This window comes from uncultured Pigmentiphaga sp. (genome assembly GCF_937950555.1).
In the GTDB taxonomy this organism is placed as follows: Bacteria; Pseudomonadota; Gammaproteobacteria; order Burkholderiales; family Burkholderiaceae_B; genus Pigmentiphaga.
In genome coordinates, this window is record NZ_CALFCW010000044.1 from 16420 (window position 1) to 27823 (window position 11404).

The window sequence follows — 11404 nt, forward strand, 5'->3', positions numbered from 1 at the left end:
CGCCCCGATGGACGGCCGGCACCACCCCGGACCGCAATGCGTGGCGAGGAAGCGCCGTCCGAACGATATCGCAATTTGCGTCACTGCCGGTCGCGCCGGTGCGAGGCCGACGCTCCCTATCCGGGCTAGGGCAGCTCGAGCACGGACTTGGCCAGGATGTTGCGCTGGATCTCGTTGCTGCCCGCGAATATCTTGGCACCCAATGCATTGAACAGCGGTGCCACGACGTGCAGGTCCACCTCGTCGGTCGCGACGTGGTGCCGCATGCCGCCATACTCGTCCGCCGCCTCGATCAGCAATAGCGCGAGGCGCTCGTACGTTTCCGTGGACCAGACCTTAAGCATGGAAATGGATGGCGGAATGGGCTCGCCCCGTTTGGCGAGCTCGGCAAAGCCAGCATAGGCCGCCGCCAGGTCCAGCGTATCGAGCTGCAGGGCAGTGAAGCGCTCCGCGAACAGGGGGTCGTCGAACAGGCCCCGCTGGCGCGCCAGCTTCTCCACCTGGGTCAGGGTATGCCGGCTGTGCTTCGGGCTTCCGGTGAACAGCCGTTCGTAGCCGAGCAGGGCCTTGGCGATCGTCCAGCCCTGGTTCAGCTCGCCTACCAAATTCTCGCGCGGCACCCTGACATTGTCGAAGAACACCTCGCAGAACTCCTGCTCGTCAGCGATATTGCGGATGGGGCGGATCGTAATGCCGGGCGTCTTGAGATCCACCAACAGGAAACTGATGCCCGCCTGCTTCTTCACTGTCTTGTCGGTGCGAACCAGCATGAACATGTGCGTGCCGTCCGCCCCCCAGGTGGTCCACGTCTTTTGCCCGTTGACGATGAAGTAGTCGCCGTCGAGCACGGCTTCCGTGCGCAGCGCGGCAAGGTCCGAGCCGGCGTTGGGCTCCGAATAACCCTGCGTCCAGACGTGCTCGCCGGAGAGGATCTTGGGCAGGTAACGCGCGCGCTGCTCCTCGGTGCCGAATCGCATGAGGATAGGGCCGACCATGTTGATGCCTTGGTCGGGCGGGCGGGCGATGCCCCAGGCTTCGCTCTCCTCGATGTACGCGATCAGCTTGTCAGGGGGCAGGCCCATGCCGCCGTATTCTTTCGGCCACGCGGGCGCCAGCCAGCCCAACCGGCTGAGCGTCATGTACCAATCCCGGGTCTGGGCCCAGGTCTGCCGATAAGGCATGTGGCGACGATCATCCGGGTAGTAGCGCGCAAACAGCGCGCGCACCATGGCCCGGAACTCCGCCTCTGGCATCGCCTCCCAATCCAGGTCGTTGGGAAAACGCTCATATTTGCTCGGGTCGGGTGGCGGCGGCTCGGCCTCCACCGTATTGAGCGACGCGAACCTGCGCCGATGCGCCGCCGCATTGCCCAGCCGCGCGGAAAGCGTCATGGCGCGGCGGAAATACAGGCCGATGTCGTATTCGAAGGTGGTGCCGATCGCCCCGTGCATCTGGATCGCCATCCGGCACATTTCGGTGGCAGCGTAGACGCATCGAGACTGCGCGCGACTCGCCGCGGCAGCCAGCGAGGTCGGATCGGCCTGTACATCGACGTGCTTGAGGACGTCACGCAGGCACGCCACCGCCAACTCCACCTGCATCCAACCGTCCACCAGCCGGTGCTGCAACGCCTGGAAACTGCCAATGGGCTTGCCGAATTGCTCGCGGTCGCACAAATACTGGCGGGTCATCTCGAAGGCCCGGCGCGCAATGCCCGCGAGCTCCGCGGCCTGCACGATGCGCGCCGCATCGTTCGCCCGCTGCAAGGCGGCCCGCGCTACCTCCCCTGCCGCCAACACCGCGCCCTCGCCGTCCGGCACGCGCACGTCCAGGTCGAAGTCGCACTGCCTGCTGCCATCCACGCTGCAGCGGGACTCGATGCGCCCCTCGAGCGCCTCCGCGGGCAGCCACAGCACGGCCTCCTCCCCTTCGAACCGGCACCACACCAACCAGCCGTCGGCACCGGCCGCCGGCTGCACGAAGCGCTTGCGTCCCCGCAGCCGCCACTGCCCGCCCTCCCGCACCGCCTCGACGGCGAGCAACTCGGGCTCGGTCTGGCCGGCACGCTCCTGCCACGCCACGCCCGCGACAATTTCACCCGACTGCATGCCCTCGATGAGACGCCCGCGCAAGGCGCTCGCCGGTAGCTGCGCCAAGAGCAGCACGGGCTGGACCCCCGCATCGACAAAGGGCTCTGGCAACAGGTGATAGCCCGCCTGGTCGGCGATCGCACAGGCCTCCCGCAGTCCCAGGCCCAAGCCGCCGTCCGCCTCGGGCACGAAGATGGAGAACCAGCCCTGCTCCGCGAGCTCGCGCCAATACCCCCGGTCGAAACCGGCGGGATGATCCTGCAGCGAACGCGTGCGCATGCGCTGATCCACAGCGCCGAGAAAGTCATTCGCGCTGTCCCGAAAAGCGGCAAGATCCGGATCCTGGGCCACGAGTGAAAAAGGCGTCGTCATGTCTTATCCTGGCCTACACGATTCCTTCCCGCCGCAACGCGGCGATTCGTTCGGGCGGCATTCCCAGCAGATTCGTACACACCTCCTCCGTGTGCTCACCGAGCCCCGGGGGCGGCCGCTCGTACACCGGCGACGTCCCGGAAAAGCGCAGGGGATTGGCGATCATGGGCAAGGAGCCCGTCGGCCCGAAGGGCATGGACATGACGAGATTCCGGTGCCGCACCTGCGGGTCGTCGAAAGCCTGTGCGAAATCGTAGATCGGCGCGCAGGGCACCCCCGCGCCACGGAACACCTCCAGCCATTCCGCCCGCGGGCGGGTGCCGACCAGGGCTTGGATCTCCTGCGCGAGCCACTCGCGGTGCCGCAGGCGCTGCGGATTCGTCGCGCAGCGCAGGTCCGCCGCAAGATCCTCCCGCCCCAGTGCCTTGGCCAGGCTGCGGAACTGCGCGTCGTTGCCGCAAAGGATGACGAGCGGATGGTCGCTGCACTGGAACACCTGGTAGGGCGCCATGAAATGCGAACCAGACCCCAGGCGCGCAGGCTGGACGCCCGTCAGCAAATACTGCATCGCAACGTGCGAGGCAGCCGCGATCTGCGTGTCCAGCAATGCAACGTCGATGTGCTGGCCGGAACAAACGCCGGCTTCCCGGGCATAGAGCGCGCCGAGTATCGCCACGACTGCGTGGTAACTGGCCGTGATGTCGGAAACGGAATACCCCACCCGCAACGGCCCTGCGCCCGGTTCGCCATCCGGATGCCCGGTAATGCTCATGACGCCGCTCATGGCCTGGAAAACGAGGTCGTAGCCTGGCTCGCCACTGCGCGGCCCGGTCTGGCCGAAGCCGGTAATCGAGCAATAGATCAGCCGCGGGTTGACGGCCTGCAGCGATGCATAGTCCAAGCCGTAGCGCGCCAGCTCGCCTGCCTTGAAGTTTTCGATGAGCACGTCGCTGCGCGCAGCCAAGGCCCGGATGATGTCTTGCCCTTCCGGACGCGAGATGTCGACCGTGACCGAACGCTTGCCCCGGTTCATGGACGCGAAGGCTGCCGTGACGTCCGTCTCCCGCCCCTCCCCGTCGCGCACGCGCTCGCCGTGGTACCGGGTTTCGTCCCCCACGCGCGGACGCTCGACCTTGATGACGTCCGCCCCAAAATCAGCCAGCATCTGGCTCGCGAACGGACCCGCGAACACCCGGCTCAGGTCCAGGACGCGAATGCGGGACAATAGCGCCGGCATCGCTCAAATGACCTTGTCGCGGCGCAGCCGCTCCAGGGTTGCCTGGTCCAGGCCGAGCACCTCGGTCAGCACTTCGTCGGTATGCTGGCCCAGCAGCGGCGGTGCCCGATGGTACTGGATAGGTGTGGCCGAAAACCGCACTGGGTTCGCGACCTGGGGCACGCTGCCGATCTCGTCGTGCGGCAGGTGCATGAGCATCTGGCGATGCTGGATCTGGGGATCGGCGAAGACCTCCGCGAAACCGTTGATCGGCCCGCTCGGCACCCCCACCTCCTGGAACGCCGCCTGCCAATGCGCGACCGGGCGCTTGGCGAGCTCTGCCGCCAGCATGGGAACGAGCTCCGACTGGTTCTTCGCGCGCATCCGGTTGGTGGAGAAACGCTCGTCCTCGGCGAGCTCCGGCATGCCCAGTACCCGGCAGAACGCGGCGAACTGCGTGTCGTTGCCCACGGCCACGACGATCTGGCCGTCCGAACAATCGAAGGACTGCCACGGGCAGGTAATGGGCGACGCATTGCCCAGGCGAGGCGGCTGCTCGCCCGAAACCAGGTACATCATGGCAACGTGGGAAACGGCGGCCACCTGCGCATCGAGCAGGGCCAGGTCGATATACTGCCCCTGCCCGGACACCACGTCGCGGTGCCGCAAAGCCGCCAGCACCGCCGCCACCGCATAAAACCCCGCCGTGATGTCGCCGACCGAGTACCCCACGCGCAGCGGCTCGCCGTCCGGATGACCGGTGATGCTCATCAGGCCGCTCATCGACTGGAAGATCGGGTCGTAGCCTGGCAGGTGGCGGTATGGACCGGTCTGCCCAAACCCACTGATGGAGCAATAGATGAGCCGGGGATTCGCGGCCGACAGCGACTCGTAGTCCAGCCCATAGCGGGCGAGGTCTCCGGCCTTGAAGTTTTCGATGAGGATATCGCTGTGCCGGGCCAGGTCGCGGATCAGCGCCTGGCCTTCAGGGTGCGAGAGATCGACCGTGATGGAACGCTTGCCGCGGTTCATGGCGAGGTAGGAGGAGGTCTCCTTTGTCTCGCGGCCTTGCGCATCCTTGACCCGCAGCCCTTGCTGGCGCACGTCGTCGCCGCGGCCCGGCCGTTCGACCTTGATGACGTCTGCGCCAAAATCGGCCAACATCTGCGCCGCCCACGGGCCGGAGAACACGCGGCTGAGATCCAGCACTCGGACACCAGATAAACACGTCATGGCGCATCCAGGAGAAATCGGGCAACTCGCCTCGGAGGCTGCCAGCATACGCAGCGCGACCGGCGGCAGCTATCGCCCCGGCGTCAAAGCTGATATGTATGCGCGACGCCTTGGCCCCGGGCACGCAGGCGAGCCACACACCCGCGGTATCCTAAGAACGGACGCAACGCCGACGCATTGCGCACTGCAGCAGGAGTTCCCGATGTCATCAACCGCCATGCCCGGTCGCGCCGCTCCCAGCCGCTTGCGGTGTTTCATCGCGCTCGGTCCCGATCCGGCAACGCGCAAGCGCCTTGCCGGGCTGGCCCTTGCCTTTCCCGAACCGGCGCGCCTACACCCAGCCGACCTGCACCTGACCCTCGCTTTCCTGGGCACCTTGACCGAAGATCACGAAGCGCGCCTGCGCGAGGCGTTGCACCCTTTGGCGCGTCGTCAACCCGACCTCTCCTTCTCGTCGCTGGCGATCTGGCCGACGCCGGAGCGACCACGTGTCGCGGTGGCGGAGTACGCGCTGACAGAGGCGCTGCGCGAACTTGTCCGCAGCACGCAGCGCATCCTCGGGGGCATGGCGCTGCCGGTGGAAACCCGTCCCTTCCGTCCGCACGTAACGCTGGCTCGTTTCAAGCCGGGCCAACGGACCCTCTCGCCACCTGCATCGCCGAGCGCAGGCCCGCCGGCGCGCTTCGACTGCCTAGGCCTGTACTGCAAGGCGGCTCCCGGCTCGACGGTCCGTTACACGAACCTGTTCCGTTTCGACCTGTCCTGAACGCCGCCCAGGCCCCGTTGGCTCAAGCTTGCGCGCTGGGCAGCGGCGAGCTTTCGGAGAGGCGGATCATCTCCACGGCCAGCATGCTTATCAACTGGTCGCGCACCGGCCTCGCGGCGGGATCATTCCACAGGTCCTCGACCTCGTGCGGATCGTCCTGGAGATCGTAGAACTCGCACACGGCCGGATCGTCCGAGAGCGTCAATCGATGGCGCTCGGTGAACAGCGTCCGGACCTTGAAGCGCCGCGGGCGGCCAAAGGCGTATTGCAGCGGCTCGCTCTCGACGACGATTCCGGCACGCTCCGGCTCTGTCTGCGCCTCACCGCGGATCGAGGGCAGCAGGTTCACGCCCTGGATGCCGTTGAAAGGTGCCACGCCTACGCGGGCGAGCATGGTCTGCGCCAGGTCTATTGTCCCGGCCAAGGACCCCAGCACCGCGCCCCGCCGCTGCGCGGGCAGCGCGGGGTCGCTCCAAATGAAGGGAACGCGTGTCACGCCCTGGTAGTGCATGACGCCCTTGAGCGCAATGCCATGGTCGCCCATCATCTCGCCGTGGTCCGACGTCACCACGATGACCGTGTTCTCGCGCAGCCCGAGCCGGTCCAGCTGCGCGAGTATCCGCCCGACGCAGTCGTCGATCAGCGAAATGGAGCCGTAGGTCAGGGCCGTGATCTCGCGGCATTCGCGCTCGCTGAGCGCAAACGGCACATAAGCCTCGCGTGAGCCGCCCGCGCGGGTGCGGTCGTGGACGGCCTGCAGCAGCGCAGGCATGCGCTTCTGGTGGAATGAAGGCGGTAGCGGTATGCCTGCCGGATCGTACATGTCCCAATACTTGCCCGGCGGAGTAAAGGGATGATGGGGGTCCGGGAACGAACACTGGATAAAGAACGGCGCATCGCCCCCCGCCCGATGAACGTGCGATTCCAGCCACTCACACGCCTGCTCGGCCACATAGGTCGACGGATACAGCTCCACCGGCATCCGCGTGCGCCATGCCTGGGGCGCGCTGTAACGCGGGTCGGGAATGGCATGCTCCCGTCCGCGCAGGCTGTCGGGATCGGGATGCCGCTGCGCGAGCCAGCGCGCATAATCGCCTTGAACGCGGTCGCCGTGGAGCGTGCACAGCCGCACCTCGTCGAAGCCGTAGAAGGGCGTTTGCACGTGAAACGATGCGTCTGCCTTCCAATATGGCGTCCATTCGTTGTCGTACTCGCGACCGCGCCGGTGGTGCTTGCGGGCGTCTTTGAGCGCGTCCGATGGCGGCACGCCACCATTGAGGTTTTCCCAACTCCGTATGGGCGGGTTGTTGTAGCCGAAGTTCTGCAAATGCGATTTGCCGATGAGCGCGGTCGCATAGCCCGCGTCCCGCAGCAATTCGACGAAAGTCGTGTCCTCTCGCGAAAGCGGGATGCCGTTGTGGAGCACCCCGTGCAGCGACGGCATGCGGCCGGTCATCAGCGTGGCGCGGTTGGACATGCACGTTGGGCTGGCCACGTAGAACCGGCTGGCGCGCACGCCCTGGCGCGCCAGGCCATCGATGTTCGGAGTACGCAGGATGGGGTTGCCGTAGCACCCCAGGTGATCGGCCCGCTGCTGGTCAGTCATGATCAGCAGGATGTTGGGCCGCTTCGCAGTCGCAGGGTTCATGCGCTCAATCGGCCGAAATGTTGAACTCTTTGACGATCTTGCCGTAGTTGTCGTACTCGGCCCGGGCCATGCGAGCCAAGTCCTCCGGCGAGCCGCCGAGCGGCACTTCCCATTGCTGCTTGAGCTTGGCTGCCACGTCCGGCAGGCGCAGCGCGGCGTTGAACTCGCTGTTCAGCTTCTCGACTACCGCCGGCGGCGTGCCCTTGGGCGCGAACACCCCATACCAGGCGCCGGTCGCCGTATTCGGGTACCCCTGCTCCGCCAGGGTGGGAAGCTCCGGCATCAACGGGGAACGTTCTTTCTCCGCCATGCCGAGCGCCACGAGGCGGCCGGCAGCGACGTGCTGTGCGACTACCCCGATGCTGGCATAGGTGATCTTGACGTGGCCGCCGAGTACGTCCGCGATGGCCGGCGCCACCCCTTTGTAGGGCACGTGCAGCATGTCTACGCCGGCCGACTTCTTGAACAACTCGCCCGCGATGTGCATGGGCGAACCGCTGCCCGGGGTCGCGTACGCGAGGCCGGGCTGTTTCTTGAGCAACGCAACCAGTTCCTTCGCGTTCCGCACCCCCAGCGAAGGATGCGCGACCAGTACCATGGCGCCCTTGGACGGCGCCACGACCGGCGTGAAATCCTCCAGCACGTCGAGCCGGACGTTGGTGCCTTTAGGCAACACGTGCGGCGCGATCAGGAAGGTGTTGGGCGCGAACAGCAGGGTGTAGCCGTCGGCGGGTGCGCGCGCCACCGAACTTGCGCCAATCATCCCGCTGACGCCGGGACGATTCTCTACGATGACAGGTTGGCCCATCCGGGCCGCCAGTTTTTCCCCTAGCATCCGGGCCCCGATGTCCGGCCCGCCGCCGGCCGGATAGCCGACCACGATCGTGATGGGTTTGGATGGAAAGTCTGCCGACTGCGCATGAACCACGGAAGCGGACGCCGACAGCCCGCCCAGGGCCAGCAGGAACGCGCGGAAAACAGGAATCATGGAGCACCTATGAACAAAAGGCGTTGCCACCCCGGTTCGCACCGGGCGGGACGTCGTGCACGGCCGCGCGGTGACGATCAGGATCGCCGAAGTGCGCAGATTCTTCCTGGAAAACTCGCATCCCTCCACCCCAATAACGCTTCATTAGGCCGCAATTCGTCTCATCAGGACGCCGGCGCATAAAATCGGGGCAGTGCTGCCCGGAGGAGAAATGGCGTGGATGTGTTGAGCGAAGTCCTGTCGGGATGCCGGGCCGAAAGCGCCACGACGGGACGCTTCACCCTGCATCCTCCCTGGTCGCTCGAGTCCACCGGCCTGAAAGGCGCCACGTTCCGCATCGCGCGCGGCGCCCCATACTGGATACAGCTGCACGGCATGGCGCCCGTGCGCATCGAACCCGGCGAACTCGTGCTGCTGCCGCGCGGCGGCGGCCATGTCATTGCTTCCTCCCCAAACCTTCCGCCCACGCCCTTCGCCCACGTGCTCGCCGAATACGGCATGCGCGAGCGCGGGGAGAAACCCCTGGTTTTCACCCATGGCGACACAGGCCCCGCGACGGAGCTCTTCACCACCATCGTGGACTACGGGCCGGTGGCGCAAAACTCCCTGCTGCGCTTCCTCCCCGCCATCATCCACCTGCGGGAGGACGACGTGAACCTGGCCTCGTGCCTCGCACCGACCATGGAACTCTTCATCAACGAAAGCCTGAACCGGCAGCCAGGCTGGAAACTCTCGGCCGCGCGCATGGGCGATTTATTGATGGTCCACGTCCTGCGTGCGTACCTGCTGCGGCATCGCGACACGGAGCCAAACTGGCTGCGTGGCCTGTCCGACCCGAAGATCGCCCATGCCATCATGCTGATGCACCGCTGGCCGGAGAAACCCTGGTCCGTGCCCGGCCTGGCCGACGAAGTCTGCATGTCCCGGTCTCGCTTCAGCGCGCGCTTCCGGGAACTCGTAGGCATCTCGCCCATCGCCTATCTCACCGCGCGGCGCATGGAACGGGCAGCGGAGCGACTGCGACTCGGGCCGGTGCGCCTGGCCGACGTCGCAGAGCAGGTAGGCTACGGTTCGGAAAAAATCTTTGCCCGGGCCTTCCGCCGCTGGGCCGGCGTGCCGCCCAGCGTCTACGGCCGCCAGGCGACCTAAGCCTCGGCCCTCAAGCCGACGGCGTGGGCTGGCGCACGATCAGCACGTCGCAGGGAGTGTGCTGGATCAGCTTCTCCGCCACGCTACCGATCGCCGTCCGCAGGATGCCCGTGCGTCCATGGGTGCCGACAACCATCAATTCGCAGGGATGGCGCGCCACGTGGTCGGGCACGATTTCTTCCGCCAAGCCGTGCTCGATCTTCCACTCGATATCGGGGCGGTTCGCAATAGCGCCCTGCATCGCGAACGCCGCGGCCTCTTTTTCGGCCGCCTGGCGCGCCAGCTGGACGGCAGCGGCGTCCGCATGCGCCTGGTGCGTCACGAATGCGTGGTACAGCACCGGACGGGCATCTGGAAACATAGACAAAGCCGCATGCAGCGCGTGGCGCGACCCCTCCGAAAAATCGACCGCCACCAGCATGTTGCGATAAGGATGATGGGGGCGCTCGCGCACGACCAGTATGGGCAGCGAAACCTCCCGCGCCAGCTTCTCGACCGTGGTGCCCAGAAGCAGGCGCCCCAGGGTTTCCTCGCGGGAAACGCCGGTGACGATCATATCGCATAGATGCGCCGCCGCAGTCTTACGGATCACCTCCACCGCATGCCCCGGTTCCAGCACCAGCTCAACCGGCAAATCGACCTCGCCGAGCGTGGCACGAAGCCGGTGTTCAGCCGCCTTACGGTCCACAACTTGACTGCGCCGGGCGGTAAGCACATCGCCCAGGGAGTTCTCGATGACGCACACGGCAACCAGTTTCGCGCCGTGCTCTTGGGCCAGCTGGACGGCTCTGTCCAGCGCGCGGTCACATCGCGCGCTCAAGTCCGTGGCGAGCAAAATGCAGCGCAACGGATCGGTGGTGACGCTTTCCATGCTGATCTCCCCGCAAAGGCGCTCCTATCCCCCGGAGCAAGGCATGTGCCCAACCGCGCGCGCATGAAGCCTGCGCTCAAGGCCGCGCTGGAGATGCTCGTCTGGCACCAAGCCGACAATGCGCGCCCGCGACCAGGCATCCCAAGAGCAATATCAACAACGCGTAATGAAAAAACCACCCTTCGCAGCGCGTTACGACCCAGAAGTCGTCTGCCGCAGCCCCAACCTCGCCGCAAGCCGCGCCAGATTGGCCCGGTCCACCCCCAGCTCGCGCGCTGCGGCCGCCCAGTTGTTATTGTGTCGCACCAGCGCCGCGGCGATCAGGCTGCGCTGGTAGTCGTCGACCGCTTCCCGCAGCGGCCGCGGGGGCACAGGGAAGGAGTCTGCGCGACGGGTTTCCTGCGCGGGCACAGGCGGCATCTCCTGGCGCGGCTCTAACCCGAGGTCGGCAGCGCTCAGCGTCAGTATGGAGGGGCGCTTGGCCTGCTTCGCCATGGCCTTCAATGCACTGCGGCTGATCAGGTGCTCGAGTTCGCGTACATTGCCCGGCCAATCGTACGCCAACAGGGCTGCCTGCGCATCGGCAGACAGGCGCAAATTGCGCAGGCCCAGGCGCGAACGGTTTTCTTCGAGGAAGGCGCCGCTCAGCAGCAGGACGTCGCGCCCGCGTTCCCGCAACGGCGGGACGCGCAAGGGGTATACGCTCAAGCGGTGATAGAGGTCGGCGCGGAACCTTCCCTTTCGGACCTCTTCGGCCAGGTCGCGGTTGGTGGCAGCGATCAGCCGCACGTCGACGCGATGTTCCCGGTCGGAACCCACGCGCTGCAATTGGCCGCTTTGTAGCACCCGCAGCAGCTTGGCCTGGACCAGCAAGGGCAGTTCGCCCACTTCGTCGAGCAGCAGCGTCCCGCCATCGGCCAATTCGAACTTGCCCCGCCGATCGTTGACCGCGCCGGAGAAAGCCCCCTTGACGTGCCCGAAGAGCTCGCTTTCTACCAGGGAGTCGGGCAAGGCGGCGCAATTGATCGTCACGAGCGGTTTGTCCGCGCGCGGCGATGCCGCGTGCAGCGC

At 66.4% G+C, this 11404-nt stretch carries 9 protein-coding genes; 2 read left to right on the top strand and 7 right to left on the bottom strand.

The annotated features are described in order from the left end of the window. Positions 1-125 precede the first annotated feature (125 nt). From Q0319_RS11785 to Q0319_RS11795, 3 genes are read right to left on the bottom strand one after another with little or no spacing between them, the layout of a single operon-like run. Positions 126-2462, bottom strand: a complete 2337-nt coding sequence (locus tag Q0319_RS11785) for an acyl-CoA dehydrogenase (protein WP_296463529.1) — start codon at positions 2460-2462, stop codon at positions 126-128. 13 nt (positions 2463-2475) lie between these two features. Further along, positions 2476-3699 carry a CoA transferase gene (locus tag Q0319_RS11790; protein WP_296463530.1) on the bottom strand — a complete coding sequence of 408 codons (1224 nt, stop codon included), beginning with the start codon at positions 3697-3699 and terminating at the stop codon, positions 2476-2478. 3 nt (positions 3700-3702) lie between these two features. Next, entirely contained in the window at positions 3703-4911 is a 1209-nt protein-coding gene (locus Q0319_RS11795; RefSeq protein ID WP_296463532.1) for a CaiB/BaiF CoA-transferase family protein, read from the bottom strand. 202 nt (positions 4912-5113) lie between these two features. On the opposite strand from Q0319_RS11795, the gene thpR reads away from it, so the two are divergent. Next, positions 5114-5677, top strand: coding sequence for an RNA 2',3'-cyclic phosphodiesterase (thpR, locus tag Q0319_RS11800; protein ID WP_296463534.1), 564 nt, complete (start codon positions 5114-5116; stop codon positions 5675-5677). Positions 5678-5699: 22 nt separating this feature from the next. Here the strand turns inward: thpR and Q0319_RS11805 are convergent, their stop codons facing one another. Both Q0319_RS11805 and Q0319_RS11810 read right to left on the bottom strand, forming a co-directional pair. Beyond that, entirely contained in the window at positions 5700-7325 is a 1626-nt protein-coding gene (locus tag Q0319_RS11805) for a sulfatase-like hydrolase/transferase (RefSeq protein WP_296463536.1), read from the bottom strand. Positions 7326-7329: 4 nt separating this feature from the next. Beyond that, positions 7330-8313, bottom strand: coding sequence for a tripartite tricarboxylate transporter substrate binding protein (locus Q0319_RS11810; RefSeq protein ID WP_296463538.1), 984 nt, complete (start codon positions 8311-8313; stop codon positions 7330-7332). A 216-nt stretch (positions 8314-8529) separates the two neighbouring features. Between Q0319_RS11810 and Q0319_RS11815 the strand changes: the two genes are divergently transcribed. After that, positions 8530-9462, top strand: a complete 933-nt coding sequence (locus tag Q0319_RS11815; protein WP_299452731.1) for an AraC family transcriptional regulator — start codon at positions 8530-8532, stop codon at positions 9460-9462. A gap of 10 nt (positions 9463-9472) precedes the next feature. Here Q0319_RS11815 and Q0319_RS11820 read toward each other — a convergent pair whose 3' ends face one another. Continuing rightward, a complete protein-coding gene (locus Q0319_RS11820; RefSeq protein WP_296463542.1) occupies positions 9473-10333 on the bottom strand; it encodes a universal stress protein in 861 nt (286 codons plus the stop codon). Between the two features lie 192 nt (positions 10334-10525). After that, positions 10526-11404, bottom strand: an 879-nt coding sequence (locus Q0319_RS11825) for a sigma 54-interacting transcriptional regulator (RefSeq protein WP_299452733.1), incomplete at its 5' end; no start/stop codon positions are given.

Excerpts from the sequence above, each read along its gene's own strand:
- Q0319_RS11785 (WP_296463529.1), bottom strand. The coding sequence starts at position 2,462 with ATGACGACGCCTTTTTCACTCGTGGCCCAGGATCCGGATCTTGCCGCT.
- thpR (WP_296463534.1), top strand. The coding sequence starts at position 5,114 with ATGTCATCAACCGCCATGCCCGGTCGCGCCGCTCCCAGCCGCTTGCGG.
- Q0319_RS11795 (WP_296463532.1), bottom strand. The coding sequence starts at position 4,911 with ATGACGTGTTTATCTGGTGTCCGAGTGCTGGATCTCAGCCGCGTGTTC.
- Q0319_RS11810 (WP_296463538.1), bottom strand. The coding sequence starts at position 8,313 with ATGATTCCTGTTTTCCGCGCGTTCCTGCTGGCCCTGGGCGGGCTGTCG.
- Q0319_RS11805 (WP_296463536.1), bottom strand. The coding sequence starts at position 7,325 with ATGAACCCTGCGACTGCGAAGCGGCCCAACATCCTGCTGATCATGACT.
- Q0319_RS11820 (WP_296463542.1), bottom strand. The coding sequence starts at position 10,333 with ATGGAAAGCGTCACCACCGATCCGTTGCGCTGCATTTTGCTCGCCACG.
- Q0319_RS11790 (WP_296463530.1), bottom strand. The coding sequence starts at position 3,699 with ATGCCGGCGCTATTGTCCCGCATTCGCGTCCTGGACCTGAGCCGGGTG.